Source organism: Halorubrum sp. CSM-61 (genome assembly GCF_003781945.1).
Taxonomy (GTDB): domain Archaea; phylum Halobacteriota; class Halobacteria; order Halobacteriales; family Haloferacaceae; genus Halorubrum.
This window is the reverse complement of sequence record NZ_RJJW01000004.1, coordinates 245,308-267,789: the sequence shown is the minus strand read 5'-3', so window position 1 is coordinate 267,789 and position 22,482 is coordinate 245,308. Positions and strand designations below refer to the sequence as shown.

Below are 22,482 nucleotides of genomic sequence, written 5' to 3'. Positions count from 1 at the left end.
CCACCGGTCGAGACAAGAACCGAGGCGGCCGTCACAGTTAACCTCGGCCCCTCGGGAGAATCAGTCATGACCGGCCAAGCCAATCCCTTCGAGAGCCTTCAAGAACAGGTCGACGACGCCGCGGCCTTCCTCGATGCCCCGCCCGGCGTGCTCACCCGTCTGAAGAACCCCGAGCGAGTGCTGGAGACGAACCTCACGTTCGAGCTCGACGACGGGTCGCTGGAGACGGTCCGGGCGTATCGGTCGCAGTTCAACGGCGACCGCGGCCCGTACAAGGGCGGCATCCGGTATCACCCGGGCGTCACCCGCGACGAGGTGAAGGCGCTGTCGGGGTGGATGGCGTACAAGTGCGCCGTCGTCGACGTCCCGTACGGCGGCGGGAAAGGGGGGATCGCGATCGACCCCGCCGACTACTCCGACTCCGAACTGGAGCGGCTCACCCGCGCGTTCGCGACCGAGCTCCGCCCCCTGATCGGCGAGGACCGCGACATCCCCGCGCCCGACGTCAACACCGGACAGCGAGAGATGAACTGGATCAAAGACACCTACGAGACCTTAGAGAACACGACCGCCCCGGGCGTCATCACCGGGAAGGCGCTCGACTCGGGCGGCAGCGAGGGGCGCGTCGAGGCGACCGGTCGCTCCGTCGCGCTCGCCGCGCGCGAGGCGTTCGACTGGCTCGACCGCGACGTCGCGGGCGCGACGGTCGCCGTACAGGGATACGGGAACGCCGGTTCGATCGCCGCCGCGCTGCTCGACGACCTCGGCGCGGACGTGGTCGCGGTCTCGGACTCCTCCGGCGGGCTCCACGCGCCCGACGGGTTCGACCCGCGCGCCGTGAAAGCCCACAAGGCCGAGACCGGCTCCGTCAACGGCTACGGCGACGCGGAGTCGATCACGAACGAGGAGCTGTTGACGCTCGACGTCGACCTCCTCGTGCCGGCCGCGCTGGAGAACGCGATCGACGGCGACCTCGCGGCCGACGTGCGTGCCGACCTGATAGTCGAGGCCGCCAACGGGCCGCTCACCCCCGACGCCGACGACGTGTTCGCCGAGAAGGACGTGTACGTCGTCCCGGACATCCTCGCGAACGCGGGCGGCGTCACCGTCTCGTACTTCGAGTGGGTCCAGAACCGACAGCGGTTCTACTGGACGGAGGAGCGAGTCAACGAGGAGTTAGAGCGCGTGATCACCGAGGCGTTCGATCGGCTGGTCGACAGCTACCAGGCGAACGACGCGCCGAACCTCCGGACCGCCGCGTACGTCGTCGCCATCGAACGGATCGTGGACGCCTTCGATCAGGCCGGCAACTGGCCGTAATTCGGCGTCCGGAGCACAGAACTTCTACTCGAGCCGCGCGTCCCCGACCTCGACGTGGCCGCGGTCGCCCTCCCAGACGGCGTCGTACTCGATGTCGATCCGCCGGTCCATGTGCGGCCCGTCGACGACGTACGTCTCGAACTCGCCGCCCTCGCCCAGCGGATGGACCCCGTACTCCTCTCGGAGATCCACGAGCTCTGCGAGCGCGTCCGCGTCGTAGCGCCGACCGAGCCACGACTCGTCGAGGCCGTAGGCCGCCACCTGCACGATCCGGATCTCGAAGCCCGCCTCGAACATCGCCTCGGCGAGTTCGATCGGGTCCTCCCGCCACAGGGGCGCGAACAGGTCGATCCCGAGCCGGTCGCACATCCCCTGAATGCGGCTCGTCTGGTACTCGCTCTCCACCGCGCCCGCGGTGACGCCCGCGAGGTCGACCCCCTCGTCGGCGGCGATCTCGCGCAGCGCGGCCTCCATCGGCTCCAGTTCGGCGTCGCCCTGCGCGCCCGCGTCGTCGACGTCGTCGGCGCCGAAGTCGTCGGGCGACACCTCGACGAGGTCGATCCCGACGCTCTCGGCCGCGAGCTCGGCCAGTTCGGTCGCCGGCGTGTGGTACATGTACGAGTCGCCCGCGGGGTGAATCGTCAGGAGCCGCGAGACGTCGAGGCCCTCCTCCAGCGCCCGGTACAGCGCCCACGAGGAGTCTTTGCCGCCCGAAAAGAGGCTCACCCAATCGTCGGTCATTGGCGGTGAAACGGCCGGTGCGCCTAAAGCGTCGGCGGTCTCGACGCGGTCGCTGGCGGGCGAACGGCGGTCAGAGAGCGGAAATCTGTCGATATCGGTCACCGCAGGGGAACCGACGGTTCAGAACCGTACTCAGTCCGAGATGAACTCGTTGTCGCGCCAGTTGACGCCGCCGTCGCCGTCTCCCGCCCCCTGGGGGCTCTCGACGACCTCGATGCTCGCGGGACGCGCTTCGCCCTCGACGATGCGTGTCGCCTCCAGCTCGCCGTCCTCCTCGGTGATCGCTGTCAGCGTCCCTTTCTCTGAGCGGGTCGCGATCTCGCGGAGGACTAAGAACATGGGGTACTGGAGCGCGGAGTTCTGGAGGACGGTCTCGCGGTCGCCCTTGAAGCAGGCGAACTCGACGAGCTCGGAGGGGATCTCCTCCTCCTCGTCGTCCATCCACTGCGGGCCGCCGGCGCGCGGGGGCTCTTCTTCCCACACGCGCGTCTCCGTGACCGACGCCTTCAGCTGGGCGGTCGGCGTGTACTTGCTGATGGACTCGTCGTCGGACAGGGCCTTGATGATGAGGGTGTTGTTTCGACGCGTGATGTCGATGTCGTCGATCTCCGGCGGGAGGTCGGGATCTTCTTCGAAGTACGTCTCCACGTCTTCGAGTGGCAGTTCGAGCGTCGAATGAAGTCTGAACACGCGGCCTGTCATTGTTAGTTGGGTGAGGTGGGGTCGAACCGATCGACACGGCGGCAGCGGCGACTGCTGCACCTACCCCGTCTACGGTCCGTAGGTTTATATCGCCTGCCCTTCGACCTCCGAGATTAGGAGTCGACTAAGCCGCGAAAGGCGGGGGCCGCGCGTTCCCTGAGATGTCGGCTTCGGCGGATTCGAACGGGTTATTCAGCGCCTAGCTCGGCCGCGAGCTCGCCCCGCTCGTCGAGCTCCGCGAGCACGTCGCTCCCGCCGACGAACTCGCCGTCGACGAACGTCTGCGGGATCGTCTCCCAGCCGCTGCGGGACTCCAGCGCCTCCCGGTAGTGCGGCAGCGCCGGCAGCACGTCGACAGTCTCGAACTCCTCGACGTGCTGGCCGATCAGCTCGACCGCCCGCTTCGAGTAGCCGCACTGCGGCATCAGGCGGTTCCCCTTCATGAAGAGCACCACGTCGTTGTCGGCGATCGTCTCCTCGACTCGGGCCGCGATCTCGTCGGGGTCGGCGTCGGTCTCGGGTTGGAACGTCATGGGAAGCGATACGCGCCCGCGACGCAAATGGGTTCCGCACGGGATCGACGCGACTCGAACCACGGACGGACGGGGGGCCACGGTACAGCGGACACGGTGTTTCATCCCGTCCTGTCGGCTCCGTTGCACTCTCACTCCTCGGATACGTTCCCGTCCGAAACGGCCGGTCACTGACGGATGTCCCTTGATCGACAGCGGGAGTGGGTATAGCAAGACGGTAGAGTGGTTGTTTATAAGCGATCGAGCGGTGTTGCTGGCGGCTGTTTATAAGTGATCGACGGTATTGCGGTGAAGACCTGCAAAGCCCCAGCCGTGAGGGCGGCGCACGCTCGCCGCGCTCCTCACTCGGTCGCGTTGCTCCCTCGTTGCGGTGCTCGCGTCGCCTGCGCCGCCCTCACGGCTGCCCCTTTGAATCCCACCCGCACAACACCGCAACCGCGCCTCACGCCTCCCCAGCCTCGTCACCGGACTACGTCCGGTTGCTAGCGAGAGCTTCGCTCTCGCCCTGTCGCTGGCGGCGATAGCCGCCAGCGACTCCCTCGCGCGTGCTCCTCGCGGCCTGTCGGCCGCTCGGAGGCACGCAGGGAGGCGCAACGCGCCTCTTGCAGCCGGCGGCTCTGCCGCCGGCGACGCCACCGCGTTGTTATTTATAAGCGATCGTCGCCATCGCTCACGGATCCTTTAAGTACTGATTCGCCACCACCGATCTGCGATACTCACTCCCGCTATCGTTCGTCGCTGTGTCTGTACTGACCGGTTTCGGTCAGAACGCCACTCCCAACTGGTTTCGACGGAGCCGTTCTGTCCTACTCCTCGCGGTCGACGCGGACCACGTCGACGAGCGAGTACACCGGCACGTCGTCGATCTCGTCGTACCCGCGCTTGTCGACCAAGACGACGCAGGCGACCGGCTCGCCGCCCTGCTCGCGGATCGCGTCGATCGACTCGCGCATCGTCGTCCCCGAGGTGATGATGTCGTCGACGACGTAGCAGTCGCGGTCGCGGATGGCGGCGAAGTTCCGCGAGAAACCGCCGCCCTGTTCGTCGATGTCGCCCTCGTCCCACTGGTGTTTCGCGGGCGCGTACGTGCCGAGATCCGTGTCGAGCTGGTTCGCGACCGCGGTCGCGAGCGGCGCGCCGGCCTTCTCGACGCCGACCGTCAGGTCGACGTTCTCGCCCTGCTTGGCCAGCAGGTCCGCCATCGCGCTGGCCGCGTACCGGAGGCGCGTCGAGTCGCGTCCGAGCGCCGACCAGTCGACGTGAATGTCGGCCGTCGAGGTGGACGCCGCGATCTCGTCGCCCGCGTCGTTGCCGCCGCCGCGCTCGACGAGCCAGCTGGCAGTTTCTCGGGAGACGTTCAGCTCGTCGGCGATTTCGCCCTTCGAGAGGCCGTGTTCCGCGAGCTCGGCCGCGCTGTCTATCAGGTCGTCAACGTTCTTCATATACGCCGAATTCGACCGCCGTTTTAATAGTCGTGTCGTCATCCGCGAACGCGGCCTCGAAGTCGTCGAGCCCGTAGATTCCCGTGACGAGATCGTCGAGGAACCCGTCCGAGAAGCGGGACAGCGAGTCCACGGCGGCCTCGAAGTGCTCGTAGCCGGAGTTGACGCTGCCGACGAGCGCCTTGTTGTGGAGGACGAACTCGCGGTGGAGCTTTCCGCCGTCGATCTCGAACACCCAGTCGCCGGGGACGCCGAGCAGCGCCCCCACGCCGTTCGGCGCGAGCGCCTCGATCGTTTCGAAGGCGTGAGGCGCGTAGCCGGTCGCCTCGAAGACGAAGTCCATCGGCTCGTGGGCGTCGGGGACCTCGGGAACCGGCGTCTCGTTGGAGTTGACGTACGTCGCGCCGAGCGACTCGATGACGTCGATCGTCGGGTCCGGTCGCTCCCGGCGGCCGAGACAGTAGATCCGGTCGAACGCCTCGTCGAGGGTCGCCACCGTCAACAGCCCGAGCGAGCCGTTGCCCAAGATTAGCGCCGACTCCGGCTCCCAGTGGAACGCCGACCGGCTGGCGTAGGCGTGTTCGATCGCCTTCTCCGCGATCGAGACGGGCTCGACGAGGAACCCCCACTCGGCCAGCGCCGGCGGGATCTCGACGAGGAACTCCGCGGGGCTGGTGAAGTACTCCGCCATGAATCCGTGGGCGCCGACGATACCGCGCTCGTGGTATCGTCCCTCGGGCGCCATGTCGGGCTCGCCGCGAGCGAAGTACTCGTTGGCCCCGTTCGGCGGCCGTCGGACGGTCGGCACCACGACGTCGCCGACCTCGAACGGCGTGTCGTTCGGCTCTTCGATCACGCCGACCGCCTCGTGGCCCAACACGAGGTGATCCTCGCCCTCGGGGGAGCCGCCGTGGCTCCCCGAGATGACCTCGTGGTCGGTCCCGTCGACGCCGACCCGAAGGGTCCGCACCAACGCCTCCCCGGGCGCCGGCTCCGGTCGCGGCTTCTCTGTCACGACCGGTTCGTCCGTCCCGTCGTACACGGCGATGGCCTTCATGTAACGGCCTTGGCGGCCAGCCACCAAAAGATTTCTTTTATTCTGAGTAAAGACTCTCCGCCCTCGTCGACCGCGGGTTTTTCCTCGCGAGCCACCGGATCGCCGCCGTGTGCACCCTCACGCTCGCCTGGCAGACGTTCGGTGACGCACCGATCGCGCTCGCCGCGAACCGCGACGAAGCGCTGGACCGCCCCTCCGAGCCGCCGGCCCTTCGAGGAGACGACGGCGAGGACGACGACGCCGCGGCCGACGACGACGACGACGCCGCAGCCGGCGACAACGACGATCTGTACGTCGCCCCCCGCGACGCCGAGGCCGGCGGGACGTGGATCGGGCTCTCCGCGTCGGGCGTCGTCGTCGCGGTCACGAACCGCTGGCTCGACGCCGACCGCGATGGCGACCGTTCCAGGGGGCTCCTCGTCCGGGACTGCCTGACCGCGAACTCCGCGGAGGACGCCGTGCGGAGGGTCGAGCGCGAGCTCGAACGCCGGTCGTACGACGGGTTCAACCTCGTGCTCGCCGACGCCGCCGCCGCGTTTCTCCTCTCGTACGACGGCCGACTGGCGATCGCCCGCCTCGACCCCGGCGTCCACGTCGTCGGGAACGTCGGCAGCGTGATCAACGGCGCCGAGCGCTTCGCGATCCCGGACCGGCGACGGGAGTTCGGCGCGGAGCGGGCCGACAGCGCGCGGGCGGTCGCGGAGGCGCTCGCTCCCGAACCCGGCGAGTCCGGCGCGGCGTGGCTCGACCGCGCGAGCGCGACGCTCGCGGACCACGAGTACGGCGCCTGCCTCCACGGCGACGGCTTCGGCACGCGATCGTTCACGCGGATCCGAACCGTCCCGAACTCCGAGGGGGCCTCCGGCTCAGAGACGACCGTCGAGTTCGCGTACGCCGACGGCCCCCCCTGCGAGACGCCCGCGGAGCCGGTACCGCTGCCGGCGGGCTTCGGCACGGGCGGATCGGGCGGCCCTGACTCCATCGGACCGGATGGATCGGCGTAGCGGCGGCGACGGCGCGGAAAGCCAGTTTTAAGCGACTCGCGGGCGCTCGATACGGTATGAGCGTGTCCGAACTCGAGGCCGACCTCTCCGAGGACGAACGCGCCGGCCTCGAACTCATCCGCGAGACCGGTGGCATCCACCAGAGCGACTTCTGGAAGGAACTCGGCGTCTCCTCGCGAAAGGGGAGCCGCATCGCCGAGTCGCTAGAGGAGTCCGGGCTCATCCAGCGCTCGGACACCGTCTACGACGGCCACAACACGTATTACCTCGAACCCGCGCCCCGCGACCTGGACTTCTCGCTTCTCATGGCCGGCGACATGCTCTCGCCGTTCATCGGCGAGGAGGAGGTCGACGCGCAGGCGGACGCCTTCTCCCAGTGGATGATGAACCTCGCGTACGAGGAGTACTGACTCGGACGCCGGGCTATCGCCCGAACGCCCTTACTCTCCGTTATCCGGGTCGATCACGTCGTCGTCGACCCGCCGAATGCTCTCCGCCAGCCGAGAGCCCTCGGGCACGGCGCTCAGGAACGCCTCGGATCCGAACGACGCGTCCCCGTTGACCGACACCATCCCGAGGTCGGCGGGGTCGCCGTCGAGCCCGGTGAGGAACGCGACGGTCCGGACCGCGGGCACGTCGTCGACTCGCGCCGCCGCGTCCACGGAGCCGTACAGGGAGCGATGGGTCGCGACGTGGTAGACGCAGGTCGGCGTCGGCGCGAAACAGAGGAGGAACCGCGCGCCCGGCTCGGTGCGCCCGAGCTTCGGGCGGAGCCCGTGGCTCGCGTCGGCGTGGAAGTACCGCTCCATCCGGCGGTACTGCCGGAGGATCTCGTTGGCGCCGGTCGCGCCTCGGACGGCGGCGTCCCCCTTGAGTTCGATGACGTGATCGACGCGCTCCGGCGTTCGGAGGCGGACGTACACGTCGACGATCCCGCGACGCCCCTCCGCGTCGTACGGCTCCTCCAACCGGATCTCGGGGTCGTCGTGAACCGCGGTGTAGTGGTCGACCACGCGCGTCGCCAGCTCGTCCTCCCGCATGGATCGACCACGGGGACGCCCGCGAATAAAGCCGCCGACGGCGGGCCACCTTCCCTACAAGAAACGACCCACAATTCTCGAACAACGGGGGTAGTCAAGGGGTTTGTAAGGCTCGAACCCCTACTGAAGGGCGATGTCTGACAGACTGTCTAGACGGCGGTACGTCGCCGGGACCGGAGCCGCGCTGACCCTGGGAACGCTCGCCGGCTGTTCCGGCGGCGACGGCGGCGACGGATCCGATGAATCCGGAGAAGATGGCGGGTCCGACGGCTCCGACGGAATGGACGGCGACGACGGTTCGGACGGCTCCGATGGATCCGACGGTTCCGACGGCGGGTCGGGGTCCGACGACGTCCCGAACGAGATCGACGACTACCTCTCCGACGCCCGGCTGTACGAGGGGCAGATCATGGACTACACCGGACAGGACCAGGTCACCGTCGCGGTCGGCGGCGGCAGCGACGGGCTGGCGTTCGAGCCGCCCGCGATCCGGATCGACTCCAGCACGACCGTCGTCTGGGAGTGGACCGGTCAGGGCGGGGCACACAACGTGGTCTCCGCCGAGGACTCCGAGTCCGACTTCGATAGCGGCGACGCGGTCGACGAGGAGGGCGAGACCTTCGAGCAGTCGTTCGACAACACCGGGATTCAGCTCTACTACTGCACCCCCCACGAAACGGTCGGGATGCTCGGTGCCATCGAAGTCGTCGAAGCGTAACTCGGCTCCGAACCGCGATTCGATTTTTCCGAAACGCCGATCCGACAGCGTCGCGGCCGATCGCGTCGGCTCGGATTCGATAACCGTCTCCGACGACTGCGGGAAAAGCGGGAGCTACGGGAGGAACGACCATCGCACGTCGACGATCCGGTCGTCCTCGCTCGTGACCGTCGGGCGCGCGAGGTGGTCGTTCGCGTTGACGCCGGCGTCGGCCAGCCGCGAGAGCGACTCCTCCAGCGTCCGATCGGAGCGTTCGACGGTCGAGTCACGGACGTACGGCGCGTCGAGGGGGTCCGAGCGGGAGTTCGACACCTCGATCGCGTCCGTGAGCTCGCCGCCGATCGCGTACGCCGGCTGGTGGAACTTCCACCCGTCGACGTCTAAGAAGAGCCAGACGTCGCCGTTGATCGCGTGGTATTCCCCGGAGACGCGGGACGGGTCGTGGGCGACGACGCGGGAGAGGACGGCGGTCTTCGTCCGGTAGAGCGCGTCTTTTCGGGCCGACCGGACGTTGCTCTCGGTGAGGTCGCCCCGCTCGTAAGCGGCGGTCGCCTCGTCGGCGAACTGCTTCGCGATCTTGTTGACGACGTACAGCGACTCGAGCAGATCGTCCGTCGGTTCGAGGGGGTCCACGGTGGCATCGGTCGGCTACTGCGACCGGTGTGAAGTGGGCGCGTCGCGCGGATAGACGTTTCGGGATCCGTGGTCGGTGGTCGGACTCCGTGGTCGGTGGTCGGACTCCGCCGTGGTGTCAGAATCCGCGGTCGGTTCGAGAAGTGCGATCGCGTCCCCCGGATGGTTAATTCTTTAAGCACAGGGACGAAGTCGAAGGCAAGCAATGTCGGACGACTCGCTCAAACTGTACACCGCGATCTACGTCGCGCTCCTGATTGCGGCGGCCCTCAACTTCGTTCTCTTCGAGGCCGATTTCCTCAACTTCACCTACGCTCAGGCGCTCGGCGGGACGATGGTGATCGCGACGGTCAAGACGCTGCTCATCGTCGCGTACTTCCAGCACCTCCGGTGGGAGAACCGCTCGCTCACCTACGTGATGGCGCTCGCCCTCGCGCTCACCATGCTGCTGATGGCCGCGGCGACGTACTCCATCTCGTAGACCGCTCTCGTCTTCTCGCGCGTCTCGCGTCCGATCCTCTCTTGCCGGTCCGCTCTTTGCGCCCCCTCTATTCCTGGCCCGTTCCGCCTGTGTGTTTTTTGTAGCCGCGCGTGAATGAGCCGGTATGGATATTCGACCCGCGACGCTCGACGACATCGACGCGATCCGGACCGTCGCGCGCGAATCGCTGATCGCCTCCTACGGCCACGCGGTCGACGAGACGCTGCTGGCGGAAGCGGTCGACGAGTGGTACGACCCCGACGATCTCGGCGCGGATATCGGCGACGAAGACACGGTGTTCCCCGTCGCCGACGTCGGCGGAACGGTCGTCGGGTTCGCCGAGAGCTACGTCGTCGGCCGGCGCGAGCGCGTCGGCGAGATCGACTGGCTCCACGTCCACCCGGACCACCGCGAGTCGGGGATCGGCTCCGCGCTCTTGGAACGGGTCGAGTCGGAGCTCCGTGCGGCCGACGTCGACCGCATCGAGGCGCGCGTCCTCGTCGCCAACGAGGCGGGGACGGCCTTCTACGAGCGGGAGGGATACGACCTCGACGGCGAGCGCCCGGTGGAGGTCGGCGACGAGCGGTTCGACGAACGAGAGTACCGAAAGCAGATCGGACGGCTGACCGGCATCTCCGAGGGCACCTACCAGACGGACGCCGGCGACACCGTCCACGTCGCCTTCGACGAGAGCGACCGCGGCTCGCACGCTCCGTTTTACGTCGCCTACGCCGACGCCGACCTGTCGCAGCGCTACGGCTACCTCTGCGGGAACTGCGAGGGGACGAACGTCGCCATCGACACGATGGACCGGATGGAGTGCCGCGACTGCGGCAACCGGCGTAAGCCGAGCCGGTGGGACGCGGCGTACTGAGCCGCGCTCGCGCCCTCCACCTACGGCGTCCCTTTCACCCTACAGCGTCTCCTTCACGCCCAGCACGCGCTCCTCCGCCTCCCGTCCCGGGTCCCACTCCCCGCCGTCGCGGTCGGCCTCCCGGTGCTCGGCGACGGTCCGAGCCATCGCCTCGCCGGCGGGCGTCGACTCCCACCCGAGCTCGGCGAGCGCGCACGTGTCGAGCAGGTGCGGGTACTCCCGGTACAACACGAAGTCGTCCGGTTCGAGGCCGCCGGCCGCCAGCGCGTCGGCGCTCGCCGCGACGATCTCGCAGTCGACGCCGGCCGCGTCGGCGATCGCTTCCAACGTCTCTTCGAGGGTGAGCGCCCGGCGATCGCCCACGTTGTACGCTCGCCCCGCCTCGCCGCGTTCGGCGACGATCCGGAGCGCGCTCGCCACGTCCGCGACGTACGCGCGGTGCCAGAGGTTCTGCCCGTCCCCGGGGACGACGACGCGGTCGTGAGAGAGCACGCGGTCGATCCAGTAGTCGAGCCGCTCCGTGTAGTCGTACGGCCCGTAGACGATACAGGGGCGCACCGCCATCGCGTTGACCCCCTCCTCGGCGGCCGCGAAGACGGCGCGGTCGCCCTCCGCCTTTCGGTTCCCGTAGGTGTCCGACTCGTCGTCGGTCGCCTGCTCGGGCGTACACGGGCGAAGCGGCGTCTCCCCTTCGCGTTTCGGGGTCTCCTCTTCGGCGTAGCTGTCCCCGGACGAGACGTACACGTATCCCTCCGCGTCGGCGAACACCTCCGTGGCCGTCTCCACGTCGGCCGGCTGGTAAGCCACGCAGTCGATAACGACGTCGGGCTCGACCGAGAGCTTCGCGGTCCGGAGGTCCCGCTCGTTCGTGCGGTCTCCCTCGACGTGAGTCACCCGGTCGTCGTCGGAAAAGGGATTCTCGTGGGTGCCCCGGTTCAACATCCCGACCTCGTAGCCGTTCGCGAGCAGGTCGGAGACGGTGTGTCGGCCGATAAACCGGGTCCCGCCGATGACGAGCGCCGTGTCGGTCATACGGATTGTCGGTTCAGGATCTTCAAAAGGATGATCGAACCGGAACGGGACGAGTGACTCAATCGTCGCGCCTCGCGCGGGGCCCGTCGCCGCGCCACCGCCGGTACAGCAGGTACGCGACCCCGAGTCCGAGGAACCACGTTCCGACCCCGAGCACCGCGAATCCGACCCCGGTCAGGAACTCTCCGGCGGGGATTCCGAGCATACCCCGAGTCGGCGTCTCGGACACATAAACGCTCCGAGGAAGGGATGGTTTCTCGGCACTGGCGCCCGTTCCCGCCGACATGAGCGATCCCGATCTCAGTCGCCGACGACCGTGGCTCGCGGCCCTGTTAGCGCTCGTGGTGTCCGGACTCGGGCACGCCTACCTCAGGCGATGGGCCCGTGCCTTCGGGTGGTACGCGGTGATCACGGCGACGCTCGTGTTCGCCGTTCCCGACGCCGCCGTCGATCGGGTGGTCGCCGGCGAGCGTCCACCGATCGCCGAGATCGCCCCGGCGCTCGTCGCTGTCGCCGCCAGCGTCGTCGACGCGTACGTCCTCGCCGTCCGGAACAACCGAGCGTACGAGCGACAGTCGTCGTCAGTCGGACCCACAGAGGACGCGTCGCCGTCCGAGGACGAGGAGACCGCGTGGAACGATCGCGAGCCCGAACCGTCCGAACCGGAAGCGGACTCGACCACCGAAAGCGTCTCGTGTCCGCACTGTGGCCGCGACACGGACGCGTCGCTGGATTTCTGTCAGTGGTGCGCCGAGTCGCTCGGCGAGTGACGGATCGTTCGAAAAAATCGAACCGGGGCCGCCGTTCCCTCAGAAGAGGTAGAACAGCGGGAAGATGAACACCCAGACGATGTCGACGAAGTGCCAGTAGAGGCCGAAGTACTCGATCGGCCGCTCGTCGTCCAAGTAGTGGCCCTGATACGCCCGGACCCACAGGAAGATGGCGATCACCAGACCGATCACCACGTGGATCCCGTGGAGGCCGGTCGTCACGTAGTAGATCGACGCCTGGACCGGGTCGCCGTACGGGTTCTGCGCGAGGCGGACACCAACGTCGTAGATCTCGTGGTGCCACTCCCACATCTTGATCCCGAGGAACACGAATCCGAACGCGATCGTCGCGCCGAGCGAGGCGAGCAGCCCCTGCCGGCTCTTCCGGTGAGCGGCCACTAGCGCGAGAATCACCGTGAACGAGGAGGTGATCAGCACGAACGTGTTGATGAGGCCGGGAAGCGACTCCGTCAGCGGCTCCCACGTCATCCAGCCGGCGTTGTACCGGACGAAGATGGCCGCGGAGAGGAACGCGCCGAAGACGATCACGTCGGACGCGAGGAAGAACCACATTCCCAGTTTCACCTTCTCGACGCCCTCGAAGGGCCACCGCTCGGCGAACTCGCTGGGCGGGGCGTAGAAGTCTTCTAGGCCCCATTTCACGCCGGACCCGATCAGTCCGATCAGGCCGACGACGACGAGTATCGGGTACACGGGGTTCGACACCGTCATCGTCGTCGCCGCGAGCGAATCGCCGACGGCGAACGACAGCGACTCGTTGAACCCCGAGAGGCCGAGCAGCATGATGCCGAGCGCCAGCGAGAGCGCGAACGGCCAGATGCTCGCGTGGCTCGGGTGCTTGTCCCAGTACGGGTACTCCGAGATGTGCTCTTCGTGGCTGTCGCCGCCGTCGGTTGCGGCGTTGCCGTCGGCGTCAGCCTTCACCGCCGGGCCGCCGTCAGGCACGTAGTCCTTCACGAACTCGAGCTTTCCGGAGGCGTACGAGGGGCGATTCGGCCAGTTCTCGAGCGGCGGGGGCGAGGAGATCGCCCACTCCGCGGTCCGCGAGTAGTCCCACGGGTTGTCGCCGGCGGGCTCGCCGGAGACGTAGGACTTCGCGAAGTTGTAGAACATGATGAAAAAGGAGAAGCCGAGGACGAACGCCCCGATCGTCCCGAACTGGTGGTAGATCTGGAACTCGGGGTTGTACTCGAACACCCGGCGGGGAGTCTCCCAGCCGAGGAACATCGAGAAGTAGACGGCGTTGAACCCGATGAAGAAGACGACGAAGTGGATCTTGCCGAGCAGCTCGTCGTACATCTTCCCGGTCACCTTCGGGAACCAGTAGTAGGCCCCGCCGAACAGCGCCGTCGCGCCGCCGAACATCACGTAGTGGAAGTGCGCGACCACCCAGTAAGTGCCGCGGAACTCGTAGTCGAGCACGATCGCGCCGAGGAACACCCCGGTGATGCCCCCGAGGATGAACAGCAGCAGCGCCCCGAACGCGAAGAGGAACGGCGTCGTGAACTGGATGCGACCCTTGATGAGGGTGTAGATCAGCGAGAACACCACGAGGTCGAAGGGCAGCGAGATCCCGATGGTGGTCGCCATCATCAGCGTCTTGATCTCCAGGTTGATCGTCGTCAGGAACATGTGGTGCATCCACACGAGGAACGACTGGACGGAGATCAAACAGATGGAGATGATCACCCACTTCCGGCCGACGAGCCGCCGCCCGGAGAACGTCTGGAACAGCTCAAGCATTACGCCGAGCGCCGGGAAGAAGACGATGTACACCTCGGGGTGACCGAAGAACCAGAAGAGGTGGCCCCACAGCAGGGAGCCGCCCTCAGTGGCCGAGAAGTACACGCTCCCGAGCACGCGGTCGGACGCGAGGATGAGTCCGACCGCCAAAAGCGCCGCGAACGCGAACAGCATCATCCACACCGTCGCGAGGATGGACCACGTGAACATCGGCATGTCCATGATCCCCATCCCTTCGGCGCGCGAGTGGTGGATGGACGTGAGGAAGTTCACCGTCGACGCCGTGATGCCGACGACGAACATGAACAGCGCGAGCACCGCCCCGGTCGACCCGATGCTCGGCGTGTACATCGGAATGTTGAGCGGGGCGTACATCGTCCACCCGGCGTCGAGCGTCCCGCCCTGGAAGAAGCTGATCCCCAGCAGGATGCCGGAGAACAGGTACATCCAGTAGGACAGCGCGTTCAGGCGCGGGAACGCGAGGTCGTCGGCCCCGATCTGTAGGGGCACGAAGTAGTTCGCGAAGCCGAACCCGAACGGCGAGAGGAACCAGAACACCATGATCAGCCCGTGCGCGGTAACGGCCTCGTTGTAGGCCAGCCCGGAGAGGATCTGGCTCGTCGGGTCCCACAGCTGCATGCGGATCAGCAGCGCAAGGACACCACCGAACAGCAGGAAGAACAGCGCGGTGATCGTGTACAGAATGCCGATGTCCTTGTGGTTCGTCGTGACGAACCAGCGCTTGACGGAGGTCGTCGGCGGAAGCTCACTCATGCGGGGACACCTCCGGCGGTGGAACCACCGATGCTGGCAGAGGTGTTGCCGCTGGCAGATTCGTTGCCGCTAGGGGAGTCGTCACTTCCCGTGTCCTCGTACCACGCCTCCCACTCGTCTTGCGGAATGACGGTGATCTGCCCCTTCATCGCGGAGTGCCCGGGGCCGCAGAGCTCGAAGCACTCGACTCGGTACGTCGCCTCGCCGCCCTGCGCTTGGACCTCTTCGGAACTCACGGAGAACCAGTTGGTGTTGGTGTCTCCGGGGATGGCGTCGGTTTTTATCCGTAACTCCGACGAGCCGAAGTTGTGCCACACGTCCCGTGACGTCACCGCGATGTCGATCCGGGTGTCGGCGGGAACGATCATCTCACCGGTCTCGGTGTGACCGTTCGGGTACTCGTAGTCCCAGCCGTACTGGTACCCCTCGACCGTGATCTCGATGTTGTCCCCGTCGGAGTCCGGCCCTTCCTCGACGTAGAGGAGGATCCCGTACGCGTACACGACGAGGCTGATGACGACGATCGCGCTCAACCCGAACGACAGGAAGAGCTTCTTTGCTTTCGGACCGCCCTGTCCCGTCGGGAGCTCGCCGACCTCCGGCGCGTCGAAGCCCTCCTTCGGCTCGTCACCGTCGTCGCGGTACTTGTACACGTTCCACAGCGTGTACGCGACGACGATGGTTCCGACGAGGGTCCCCAACGCGAGGAAGACGAAGAATATCTCGTCGAATACCTCCGCCTGGGCGCGCCAGCCGCTCCCCTGTTGCAGGATAAGTGACTCTATCATGTTCGTCTCTCTGCTCTTGTACCCACCTTAGTGAAGGCGCACTTAGCTCTTGTGTACCGGCCGAGAAGCGCCCCACGGAAGGACGCGAAGGAGTCGCTTTCGGAGAAGGTATGTCAGCCGGTTCCTGGGAATCACGACGCGGTGAGAGAAGCGAATCGATCGACGGCCGATCGGGCGAACATACGAAGGCTATTTGTACGCGGGAACGGACCGCCTAACAACGAACTCACCATGGTCTCACTCACGCTCTTGAGCACGGCACTGATGGGGCTGCTCGTCGTGGCCACCTTCGTCGCCGTCGCGCGGATCGGCGGGCAACGCAGCGCTCCCGGCGTCGAATCGGCCAGCAGGTACGACGCGATCGTCGGGACCCTCGGCGACGTCGCCCGGAAACCGGTGACGTGGGCCGTCTCCTTCGTCGCCATCGCGGTCGGCGTCGGCGCGCTCGCGGTCCTCGCGGTCGGTAGCTTCGGACTGTCGGAGGGACTCTCTGGGACCCTCCTCAACCTCACGTACGTCGCCGTCGGGCTTCTCCTGACCGGATTCGTCTTCCTCGGCGCCTACTTCGGCGCTCGCGGCCGCGGTCTCGGGAACGCCCACGGCGTCGCTGCCGGGTCGTTCGCGTCGGGACTCGTCTTCCTCGTGGTCATCGCGGTCGAGCTGCTCGTCGGGCTCGTCGGGTAGCTCGGCCGAGTAGAACGTGACGGTGGGACACGGCCGCGATCTTCTCGGCCTGCAGAGAGTCTATCGGCGCCGGTGAAAGCGCCCGGATTCGACGCGCGTCGGCGTTTCGCCGGAACGGTTCTTCTCAGAACCCCTCGCCACGAACCGGTCAGGCGACGGCGACGCCGTTCCGGGCGAGGAAGTCGCTCGCGGCCTTGATCTCCACGGGACTCCCGATGATCCGGCAGTGGTCGTCGCGCTCGACCACCGTCACGGTGAACCGATCGCAGACGCCGTCTCGCAGGCCGTCGAGCGCGCGACACGGAAGGACGATCTGCGTGCTGTCACGGAGACTCGACGGATCGGGCATTCGACGTGTCGCCCGTCGCGGCAGGTCGGCTTAATCGTGTCGAAAGATTGCCGAATCGGGTCCGATCCGTCGGAGACGAGCGTCTGTCTGGGGTCCGTCGCGCTCCGAGCGGTGGTCGGGCACCGCGAACCGGTTCGCGGACGCGGGAGGATCTCGGCCGCGAGGCGGAAGGAACACCTTTAACGAGACGAACGGCCGACTGTACGCCAATGGGACTGGAGGAAGAGATCGAGGACCTCCGCGAGGAGATCGCCGAGACGCCCTACAACAAGTCCACCGAGGCACACATCGGGCGGCTGAAGGCGAAGCTCGCGGAGAAAAAGGAGAAGCTGGAGAACCAGTCCTCCGCCGGCGGCGGCCACGGCTACGCGGTCGAGAAGCACGGGGACGCCACGGTCGCCTTGGTCGGGTTCCCGAGCGTGGGGAAGTCCACCCTCATCAACGCCCTCACCAACGCCGACAGCGAGGTCGGCTCCTACGAGTTCACGACCCTCGACGTCAACCCCGGCATGCTGCAGTACCGCGGCGCGAACATCCAGATCCTCGACGTGCCCGGGCTGATCGAGGGCGCGGCGGGCGGGCGCGGGGGCGGGAAGGAGGTGCTCTCCGTCGTCCGGACCGCGGACCTCGTGGTGTACGTCCTCTCGGTGTTCGAGATCGAGCAGTACGATCGACTGAGCGAGGAGCTGTACAACACCAACATCCGCCTCGACACGGAGCCGCCGAACATCAACATCCGGAAGACCCACAAGGACGGGATCGGGGTGACCATGAGCGACGACGTGAGCCTCGACGAGAACACCGTCAAGCAGGTCCTCCGGGAGTACGGCTACGTCAACGCGAAGGTGACGATCCCCCACGACCTCACGATCGACGAGCTGGTCGACGCCGTGATGGACAACCGCGAGTACCTCCCCTCGATGGTCACCGTCAACAAGGCGGACCTCATCGACAAGGACTACCTCCCGACCGTCAAAGCGGAGCTCCGCGAGCGCGACCTCGACCCCGACGACGTGCTCTTCATCTCCGCCGAGAAGGAACTGGGCCTCGACGGGCTCAAAGACCGGCTCTGGAAGGAGCTCGGGCTCATTCGGATATACATGGACAAGCCGGGCCGCGGCGTCGACTACGAGGAGCCGCTGGTCCTGTTCGAGGGCGACACGGTCGGCGACGCCTGTACGAAGATCGGCGGCGAGTTCGAGGAGCGGTTCAAGTTCGCGCGGGTGTCGGGATCGAGCGCCAAACACGACGATCAGCAGGTCGGGAAGGGGCACGAGCTGGCCGACGAGGACGTGCTCCGAATCGTCGCTCGAAAATAGAATCTGTGAGCTGACCGCAGCGGTAGAGCAGTTGTTCTCTCTCTCTCTGACGCGTTCACCGTTCTCAGATGACGAGCTGACAACGGACGGAGGTCTGTTGAAATCCTCAGCAGGCGATACGTTCTGAACTGTATCCCATCAGTACAGGAGCTCACGAATCGCTCAGTACAGGATATTCACAGATCAACCGGCATTATGCGAGAACCTTGCCACTGAAAACTAGACGTTCATATTGAGTGATCAGACTCCGCCACCACGATTGTAGATGTGGTCTTCTTGCGGCACAGAGTCGGAAAAGAAAACAACCGCAGATGTAATGATCAATAATGCTCCGATGATGATTGAATAAATTGACCACATTTCGTCGGAGGCAAATACAAGTGGATAACCGATCATCCCCACACCGATGAGACCGGCCGCAATAGCAGTCACTTGGTTTCCACTAACTTCTTTATTCATGTCTGCGATTTCACAACCATCTAATATAAAATCCGGTGTCGAGCAAAGGGTCGCGTTAAGTTAGAGGATGAGGCGGACGATTTCTGAGTGTCTATGACAGAATTCGACCGCCTCAGCGAACGTATCGCCTGGATCGACTTGTCGTTTGTGGAGCGAGATCGAACGCCGCGCTGGGCGATTGAAGTAGGGATCCGCTGTCATTTGGCCGGTATGTCACTACGCGAGGTAAGTAATCATCTCGAAAGGTTYGGGATCGATCGCAGTCATGTCGCTATCCATCACTGGGTTCATAAAGCCGATCTACAGCCGATCTCGACCGTCTCCGAGGATCAACTCGCGGTTGATGAAAAGATGATCCGCCTCCACGGCCAGAAGTTCTGGCTGTACGGCGCGGTTGATCCACAGACGAACGAGATCCTTCACGTAAGTCTCTATCCGACCGCAAACAAACAGACGACGCGATGGTTTCTCACCGAGCTACACCGGCGMTATCAGCTCAACAACGTCGAATTTCTCGTCGATGACGCAGACTATCTCGGCTCAGTCCTCGCTGAAGACGGCTATCGATTTYAAGTGATTCGACATGGAAATCGGAATGCCATCGAACGTGTCTTTTGGGAAATAGAAAGACGAACATCATCGTTTGCRAATAGTTTCAGCAATGTCGCGTTCGAGACAGCTCAAAATTGGCTCGAAGCCCTCGCAGTCTACCACAATTCACGCCAAACTTAACGCGACCGAGCAAAGACAAGATAGTCCGATATGTCTGGAAGAAAGGAACAATACGCAGGCTTCAGCGACCGACTGTTCAGACGAGAACATGTCTGAAAATAGGATTTCGACAGGGCCCAAACGGAGACGAACACCTCCAAAGCCCCAGCCGTGAGGACTCGCGTATCTTGTTGCGCGCCTCACTCGGTCGCTCACTTCGTTCGCTCCCTCGCTGCGGCGTGCTTCGTCCTCACGGCTGCCCCTTTGAGTCCCACTCCGCACAGCACCGCAGCCTCACGCCTCCCCAGCCTCGTGGGTGGCCCTCCGCTTCGCTCCGGACCACCGACTCCAGCGAGGGACCGAAGGTCCCTCTAGCAGCCGGCGGCTTCGCTGCCGGCGACCTCGCACGCGCCACCACATCGCTTGATGTCATTTATCTCCCCACCGTGTCCTCGCGACCGACCGAAAGGCGCTTTTCGCGCGGCCGCGACGCACCACCATGATCACGGTCGCGCTGGCGGGCAAGCCGAACGCTGGCAAGTCCACCTTCTACACCGCCGCCACGATGGCCGACGTCGACGTGGCGAACTACCCGTTCACGACGATAGACGCCAACCGCGGGGTGACCCACGTCCGCACCGAGTGCCCCTGTCTCGACCGGGACGAGCGGTGCGGCAACGAGAACTGCCGCGACGGGAAGCGGTACGTCCCCGTCGAGCTCCTCGACGTGGCCGGACTGGTTCCGGGCGCCCACGAGGGGAAGGGCCTCGGCAACCAGTTCCTCGACGAGCTGACCAACGCCGACGTTGTTCTCAACGTCGTCGACGCCTCGGGGGCGACGAACGCGGAGGGCGAACCCGTAGAGGTGGGGGCGCACGACCCCCTCGACGACGTGGACTTCATCGAGGAGGAGATGGACCTGTGGCTCGCGGGGATCGTCGACCGCAACTGGGAGGGCGTCGAGCGCCAGTCCCGCTCGCCCGACTTCGACCTGGAGGCGGCGGTCACCGACCTGCTGACCGGCTTCGGCGCGACGGAGCACGACGTGACGGCGGTCCTCCGCGATCTGGAGTACCCCGACGACCCGAAGACGTGGACCGACGACGACCGCGAGGCGCTCGCGCGGGCGATCCGGCGCCGGACCAAGCCGATCGTCGTCGTCGCCAACAAGGTCGACGCCGCGCCCGAGGGCGCGATCGACCGGCTCCGCGAGGGGACGGACAAGCCGGTGGTCCCGGCCACGGCCGACGGCGAGCTCGCGCTGCGCCGCGCCGCCGAGGCCGGCGTCGTCGACTACGACCCGGGCGACGAGGGGTTCGACGTGGTCGGCGACGTCTCGGAGGGGCAGCGCGAGGGGCTGGAGGCGATCCGCGACGCGATGGCCGAACACGGCGGGACGGGGGTCCAGACCGCGCTGAACGCGGCGGTCTACGACCTACTCGACCGGATCACGGTCTACCCGGTACAGGACGCCTCCAAGTGGACGGACGGGACCGGGACCGTCCTTCCCGACGCCTTTCTCCTCCCCTCGGGGGCGACCCCGCCGGACCTGGCGTACGCGGTCCACACCGACATCGGCGAGGGGTACCTCCACGCGGTCGACGCGCGCTCTTCACGTCGGATCGGCGAGGGCCACGAGCTCTCGGAGGGTGACGTGGTGAAGATCGTCTCGACCGCGGGGCCGTGAGGGAATGGACGGGGACCGGACGAGGGCGGACGAAGACGGCGTCGAGAGGCGAGTGTGAGACCGACAGGCACATGCGGATCCGCTGAGAGGGACCGGTAGATGCTCGGGCTCGAACACGACTTCCGGATCGTCGACACGCGGGCGACGCTCGACCCCGACGAGTCGTCGGTCGCGACCCACGGCCGGGACGTCTCCCCCGAGCTGTTGGAACGCGAAATGCTGCAGGCCGGCGTCGTTCGCGCGGTCGCGAGCCCGGGCCGGCGCGCGCCCGGTCGGAGCTACCTCCGGGCGAACAACGCGGTGGCGCGGCTCTCGATCGACCGCCCGTTCGTCGCGTTCGCCCGCCTCAACGGCCCCCGAGACCCGGGAAGCGGCCCCGTCTCCGCGGTCCGGAACCTCCGCGCCGAGCGCGACGATCACCACGCCCGCCCCGACGACGTCGAGCAGTACTCCTACGACGACCGGTTCCACGGGTTCACCCTCGTCCCGCACGCGGACGGGCTCCCGAACGAGGACGTGCTCACCCGGCTGGAGGACGCCGACCTCCCGGTGATCGTCCACGCCGGCAGGGAGTTCCCGCCGGAGGCGGTCGAGCGCGAGCTGCTCGGGTACGACATGCCGGTCGTGCTCGCCAGCTTCGGCGGCTACCCCCTCGACGCGGATCTGATGAACGAGACGCTCGACCTGTTGGAGGAGTACGACCGGCTGTACGTCGAGACGAGCGCCGTGCGGTACCGCGAGGTGCTCGAACGCGGCGTCTTAGAGCACCCGGACCGCGTCCTCTTCGGTTCCGGCGCGCCCGACGTGCACCCGAACGTCGGCGTGATGGAGGTGCTCACCCTCGACGTCTCCGAGGACCTGATGCGCCGCGTGTTCGCCAAGAACCCCGCCCGGCTGATCCCCGCCCTCGCCGAGGGCGCCGACGTCTGAGCCGTCGCCGTCCGCCCGGCCCGAGACGGTAGCCACTTGTCGCGCCGCCGCCGACCGGACGACAATGAGCGACGCAGACGCCGAGAGCGACGACTCCCTCGTCGACGACGACCCCTTCGTCGAGGTCGTCCGCGCGGTCGGCCACGAGCACGTCACCGCCGAGCACGCGAGCACCGTCGAGCTCACGACCGACGACTGGCTCACCCCCGCGGGCGACTGCATCGTCGGCGTCGAGGCCGACCGCGCGCCCCGCGACTTCGCCCCCGAGTTCCGCGAGGCGTGCCAGGCCGCGGACGCGACGATCACGGCGACGTTCGCGGTCGGCGAGCCGGGTGACGACGCGGTCGGTCTCAAGGATCCGTCCCACGTCGACGAGATCGTCGGCCGCGGCGACCCCGGCCTCGCGCTCCTCGACGACCGGTCGATGGTCGGTCGGACCAGCGACTACACCGACGACGAGCGCACCGTCTTCGTCGACGGCGACGGGGCCGCCGCGGACCTCGACCGCGACCTCGTGGCCGCGCTCGCGGCGGGCGCGCCCCTGACGCTGCGGTTGGAAGTCGACCCCGCCGAATGATGTGAGCGTCTCGAAACGGCATACACGAGCGAGAACATCGAGATCGCACGGGATCGACCGCCCGTTCGAGCCGTTCACCGCACCCCCTGCCAA

The 22,482-nt window shown here is 66.6% G+C and carries 26 protein-coding genes; 13 read left to right on the top strand and 13 right to left on the bottom strand.

The window, feature by feature from the left end; genetic code table 11:
- Window positions 1-66: 66 nt before the first annotated feature.
- Complete coding sequence (locus EDM04_RS09250) at window positions 67-1,320, top strand: Glu/Leu/Phe/Val dehydrogenase (RefSeq protein WP_123621372.1); 1,254 nt, start codon at window positions 67-69, stop codon at window positions 1,318-1,320.
- 24 nt (window positions 1,321-1,344) lie between these two features.
- Here the strand turns inward: EDM04_RS09250 and EDM04_RS09245 are convergent, their stop codons facing one another.
- The 5 genes from EDM04_RS09245 to EDM04_RS09225 form a co-directional block, all read right to left on the bottom strand.
- Complete coding sequence (locus EDM04_RS09245) at window positions 1,345-2,061, bottom strand: diphthine--ammonia ligase (protein WP_123621370.1); 717 nt, start codon at window positions 2,059-2,061, stop codon at window positions 1,345-1,347.
- Between the two features lie 132 nt (window positions 2,062-2,193).
- Window positions 2,194-2,763: a hypothetical protein gene (locus EDM04_RS09240; RefSeq protein WP_123621368.1), complete on the bottom strand. Its 570-nt coding sequence runs from the start codon at window positions 2,761-2,763 to the stop codon at window positions 2,194-2,196.
- Window positions 2,764-2,951: 188 nt separating this feature from the next.
- A complete protein-coding gene (locus EDM04_RS09235) occupies window positions 2,952-3,296 on the bottom strand; it encodes a glutaredoxin (protein ID WP_123621366.1) in 345 nt (114 codons plus the stop codon).
- A gap of 806 nt (window positions 3,297-4,102) precedes the next feature.
- Window positions 4,103-4,738 (bottom strand): transcriptional regulator GfcR, encoded by a 636-nt coding sequence (gene gfcR, locus EDM04_RS09230; RefSeq protein WP_123621363.1) that lies wholly within the window; start codon window positions 4,736-4,738, stop codon window positions 4,103-4,105.
- Window positions 4,725-5,795 carry a glucose 1-dehydrogenase gene (locus EDM04_RS09225; RefSeq protein ID WP_123621361.1) on the bottom strand — a complete coding sequence of 357 codons (1,071 nt, stop codon included), beginning with the start codon at window positions 5,793-5,795 and terminating at the stop codon, window positions 4,725-4,727. Before EDM04_RS09225 ends, gfcR begins: the two co-directional genes overlap by 14 nt.
- A 107-nt stretch (window positions 5,796-5,902) precedes the next feature.
- On the opposite strand from EDM04_RS09225, the gene EDM04_RS09220 reads away from it, so the two are divergent.
- Both EDM04_RS09220 and EDM04_RS09215 read left to right on the top strand, forming a co-directional pair.
- Window positions 5,903-6,799, top strand: coding sequence for an NRDE family protein (locus EDM04_RS09220; protein WP_123621359.1), 897 nt, complete (start codon window positions 5,903-5,905; stop codon window positions 6,797-6,799).
- 56 nt (window positions 6,800-6,855) lie between these two features.
- On the top strand, window positions 6,856-7,209 hold the full coding sequence (locus EDM04_RS09215) for a MarR family transcriptional regulator (RefSeq protein WP_123621357.1): 354 nt from the start codon (window positions 6,856-6,858) through the stop codon (window positions 7,207-7,209).
- A gap of 30 nt (window positions 7,210-7,239) precedes the next feature.
- Here the strand turns inward: EDM04_RS09215 and EDM04_RS09210 are convergent, their stop codons facing one another.
- Entirely contained in the window at window positions 7,240-7,839 is a 600-nt protein-coding gene (locus EDM04_RS09210) for a hypothetical protein (RefSeq protein WP_123621355.1), read from the bottom strand.
- Window positions 7,840-7,972: 133 nt separating this feature from the next.
- Between EDM04_RS09210 and EDM04_RS09205 the strand changes: the two genes are divergently transcribed.
- Complete coding sequence (locus tag EDM04_RS09205) at window positions 7,973-8,557, top strand: halocyanin domain-containing protein (protein ID WP_123621353.1); 585 nt, start codon at window positions 7,973-7,975, stop codon at window positions 8,555-8,557.
- A 114-nt stretch (window positions 8,558-8,671) separates the two neighbouring features.
- Here EDM04_RS09205 and EDM04_RS09200 read toward each other — a convergent pair whose 3' ends face one another.
- Window positions 8,672-9,190 (bottom strand): hypothetical protein, encoded by a 519-nt coding sequence (locus tag EDM04_RS09200; protein WP_123621351.1) that lies wholly within the window; start codon window positions 9,188-9,190, stop codon window positions 8,672-8,674.
- A gap of 205 nt (window positions 9,191-9,395) precedes the next feature.
- On the opposite strand from EDM04_RS09200, the gene EDM04_RS09195 reads away from it, so the two are divergent.
- Both EDM04_RS09195 and EDM04_RS09190 read left to right on the top strand, forming a co-directional pair.
- Entirely contained in the window at window positions 9,396-9,671 is a 276-nt protein-coding gene (locus tag EDM04_RS09195; protein ID WP_123621349.1) for a cytochrome C oxidase subunit IV family protein, read from the top strand.
- Window positions 9,672-9,795: 124 nt separating this feature from the next.
- Window positions 9,796-10,545, top strand: a complete 750-nt coding sequence (locus EDM04_RS09190; RefSeq protein ID WP_123621348.1) for a GNAT family N-acetyltransferase — start codon at window positions 9,796-9,798, stop codon at window positions 10,543-10,545.
- 39 nt (window positions 10,546-10,584) lie between these two features.
- Here the strand turns inward: EDM04_RS09190 and EDM04_RS09185 are convergent, their stop codons facing one another.
- Entirely contained in the window at window positions 10,585-11,577 is a 993-nt protein-coding gene (locus tag EDM04_RS09185; RefSeq protein WP_123621346.1) for an NAD-dependent epimerase/dehydratase family protein, read from the bottom strand.
- Window positions 11,578-11,635: 58 nt separating this feature from the next.
- A complete protein-coding gene (locus EDM04_RS18505; RefSeq protein WP_164471111.1) occupies window positions 11,636-11,782 on the bottom strand; it encodes a hypothetical protein in 147 nt (48 codons plus the stop codon).
- Window positions 11,783-11,861: 79 nt separating this feature from the next.
- On the opposite strand from EDM04_RS18505, the gene EDM04_RS09180 reads away from it, so the two are divergent.
- Window positions 11,862-12,347 (top strand): zinc ribbon domain-containing protein, encoded by a 486-nt coding sequence (locus tag EDM04_RS09180; protein WP_123621344.1) that lies wholly within the window; start codon window positions 11,862-11,864, stop codon window positions 12,345-12,347.
- 39 nt (window positions 12,348-12,386) lie between these two features.
- Here EDM04_RS09180 and EDM04_RS09175 read toward each other — a convergent pair whose 3' ends face one another.
- Entirely contained in the window at window positions 12,387-14,885 is a 2,499-nt protein-coding gene (locus EDM04_RS09175; protein ID WP_123621342.1) for a cbb3-type cytochrome c oxidase subunit I, read from the bottom strand.
- Window positions 14,882-15,673, bottom strand: a complete 792-nt coding sequence (gene coxB, locus EDM04_RS09170) for a cytochrome c oxidase subunit II (RefSeq protein ID WP_123621340.1) — start codon at window positions 15,671-15,673, stop codon at window positions 14,882-14,884. The genes EDM04_RS09175 and coxB overlap by 4 nt, the downstream gene beginning before the upstream one ends.
- Window positions 15,674-15,904: 231 nt before the next feature.
- Between coxB and EDM04_RS09165 the strand changes: the two genes are divergently transcribed.
- Entirely contained in the window at window positions 15,905-16,357 is a 453-nt protein-coding gene (locus EDM04_RS09165) for a hypothetical protein (protein ID WP_123621338.1), read from the top strand.
- 148 nt (window positions 16,358-16,505) lie between these two features.
- Here the strand turns inward: EDM04_RS09165 and EDM04_RS09160 are convergent, their stop codons facing one another.
- Entirely contained in the window at window positions 16,506-16,706 is a 201-nt protein-coding gene (locus EDM04_RS09160) for a hypothetical protein (protein WP_123621336.1), read from the bottom strand.
- Window positions 16,707-16,915: 209 nt separating this feature from the next.
- Here EDM04_RS09160 and EDM04_RS09155 point away from each other — a divergent pair, with 209 nt between their 5' ends.
- The gene (locus EDM04_RS09155; protein ID WP_123621334.1) at window positions 16,916-18,025 is read left to right on the top strand and encodes a GTP-binding protein; all 1,110 of its coding nucleotides are present in this window, start codon (window positions 16,916-16,918) and stop codon (window positions 18,023-18,025) included.
- 240 nt (window positions 18,026-18,265) lie between these two features.
- On the opposite strand, the gene EDM04_RS09150 is transcribed toward EDM04_RS09155, so the two are convergent.
- Window positions 18,266-18,484 carry a hypothetical protein gene (locus EDM04_RS09150; protein ID WP_123621332.1) on the bottom strand — a complete coding sequence of 73 codons (219 nt, stop codon included), beginning with the start codon at window positions 18,482-18,484 and terminating at the stop codon, window positions 18,266-18,268.
- 93 nt (window positions 18,485-18,577) lie between these two features.
- Between EDM04_RS09150 and EDM04_RS09145 the strand changes: the two genes are divergently transcribed.
- The 4 genes from EDM04_RS09145 (at window position 18,578) to EDM04_RS09130 (ending at window position 22,389) form a co-directional block, all read left to right on the top strand.
- On the top strand, window positions 18,578-19,216 hold the full coding sequence (locus tag EDM04_RS09145; protein WP_123620025.1) for an IS6 family transposase: 639 nt from the start codon (window positions 18,578-18,580) through the stop codon (window positions 19,214-19,216).
- A gap of 478 nt (window positions 19,217-19,694) precedes the next feature.
- Window positions 19,695-20,882, top strand: coding sequence for a redox-regulated ATPase YchF (locus EDM04_RS09140; protein WP_123621330.1), 1,188 nt, complete (start codon window positions 19,695-19,697; stop codon window positions 20,880-20,882).
- Window positions 20,883-20,981: 99 nt separating this feature from the next.
- The gene (locus tag EDM04_RS09135) at window positions 20,982-21,812 is read left to right on the top strand and encodes an amidohydrolase family protein (RefSeq protein WP_123621328.1); all 831 of its coding nucleotides are present in this window, start codon (window positions 20,982-20,984) and stop codon (window positions 21,810-21,812) included.
- 64 nt (window positions 21,813-21,876) lie between these two features.
- Window positions 21,877-22,389: a DUF371 domain-containing protein gene (locus EDM04_RS09130; protein WP_123621326.1), complete on the top strand. Its 513-nt coding sequence runs from the start codon at window positions 21,877-21,879 to the stop codon at window positions 22,387-22,389.
- Window positions 22,390-22,482 lie beyond the last annotated feature (93 nt).

Excerpts from the sequence above, each read along its gene's own strand:
- EDM04_RS09250 (WP_123621372.1), top strand. The coding sequence starts at position 67 with ATGACCGGCCAAGCCAATCCCTTCGAGAGCCTTCAAGAACAGGTCGAC.
- EDM04_RS09245 (WP_123621370.1), bottom strand. The coding sequence starts at position 2,061 with ATGACCGACGATTGGGTGAGCCTCTTTTCGGGCGGCAAAGACTCCTCG.
- EDM04_RS09240 (WP_123621368.1), bottom strand. The coding sequence starts at position 2,763 with ATGACAGGCCGCGTGTTCAGACTTCATTCGACGCTCGAACTGCCACTC.
- EDM04_RS09235 (WP_123621366.1), bottom strand. The coding sequence starts at position 3,296 with ATGACGTTCCAACCCGAGACCGACGCCGACCCCGACGAGATCGCGGCC.
- gfcR (WP_123621363.1), bottom strand. The coding sequence starts at position 4,738 with ATGAAGAACGTTGACGACCTGATAGACAGCGCGGCCGAGCTCGCGGAA.
- EDM04_RS09225 (WP_123621361.1), bottom strand. The coding sequence starts at position 5,795 with ATGAAGGCCATCGCCGTGTACGACGGGACGGACGAACCGGTCGTGACA.
- EDM04_RS09215 (WP_123621357.1), top strand. The coding sequence starts at position 6,856 with ATGAGCGTGTCCGAACTCGAGGCCGACCTCTCCGAGGACGAACGCGCC.
- EDM04_RS09210 (WP_123621355.1), bottom strand. The coding sequence starts at position 7,839 with ATGCGGGAGGACGAGCTGGCGACGCGCGTGGTCGACCACTACACCGCG.
- EDM04_RS09205 (WP_123621353.1), top strand. The coding sequence starts at position 7,973 with ATGTCTGACAGACTGTCTAGACGGCGGTACGTCGCCGGGACCGGAGCC.
- EDM04_RS09195 (WP_123621349.1), top strand. The coding sequence starts at position 9,396 with ATGTCGGACGACTCGCTCAAACTGTACACCGCGATCTACGTCGCGCTC.
- EDM04_RS09190 (WP_123621348.1), top strand. The coding sequence starts at position 9,796 with ATGGATATTCGACCCGCGACGCTCGACGACATCGACGCGATCCGGACC.
- EDM04_RS09185 (WP_123621346.1), bottom strand. The coding sequence starts at position 11,577 with ATGACCGACACGGCGCTCGTCATCGGCGGGACCCGGTTTATCGGCCGA.
- EDM04_RS18505 (WP_164471111.1), bottom strand. The coding sequence starts at position 11,782 with ATGCTCGGAATCCCCGCCGGAGAGTTCCTGACCGGGGTCGGATTCGCG.
- EDM04_RS09180 (WP_123621344.1), top strand. The coding sequence starts at position 11,862 with ATGAGCGATCCCGATCTCAGTCGCCGACGACCGTGGCTCGCGGCCCTG.
- EDM04_RS09175 (WP_123621342.1), bottom strand. The coding sequence starts at position 14,885 with ATGAGTGAGCTTCCGCCGACGACCTCCGTCAAGCGCTGGTTCGTCACG.
- coxB (WP_123621340.1), bottom strand. The coding sequence starts at position 15,673 with ATGATAGAGTCACTTATCCTGCAACAGGGGAGCGGCTGGCGCGCCCAG.
- EDM04_RS09165 (WP_123621338.1), top strand. The coding sequence starts at position 15,905 with ATGGTCTCACTCACGCTCTTGAGCACGGCACTGATGGGGCTGCTCGTC.
- EDM04_RS09160 (WP_123621336.1), bottom strand. The coding sequence starts at position 16,706 with ATGCCCGATCCGTCGAGTCTCCGTGACAGCACGCAGATCGTCCTTCCG.
- EDM04_RS09155 (WP_123621334.1), top strand. The coding sequence starts at position 16,916 with ATGGGACTGGAGGAAGAGATCGAGGACCTCCGCGAGGAGATCGCCGAG.
- EDM04_RS09150 (WP_123621332.1), bottom strand. The coding sequence starts at position 18,484 with ATGAATAAAGAAGTTAGTGGAAACCAAGTGACTGCTATTGCGGCCGGT.
- EDM04_RS09140 (WP_123621330.1), top strand. The coding sequence starts at position 19,695 with ATGATCACGGTCGCGCTGGCGGGCAAGCCGAACGCTGGCAAGTCCACC.
- EDM04_RS09135 (WP_123621328.1), top strand. The coding sequence starts at position 20,982 with ATGCTCGGGCTCGAACACGACTTCCGGATCGTCGACACGCGGGCGACG.
- EDM04_RS09130 (WP_123621326.1), top strand. The coding sequence starts at position 21,877 with ATGAGCGACGCAGACGCCGAGAGCGACGACTCCCTCGTCGACGACGAC.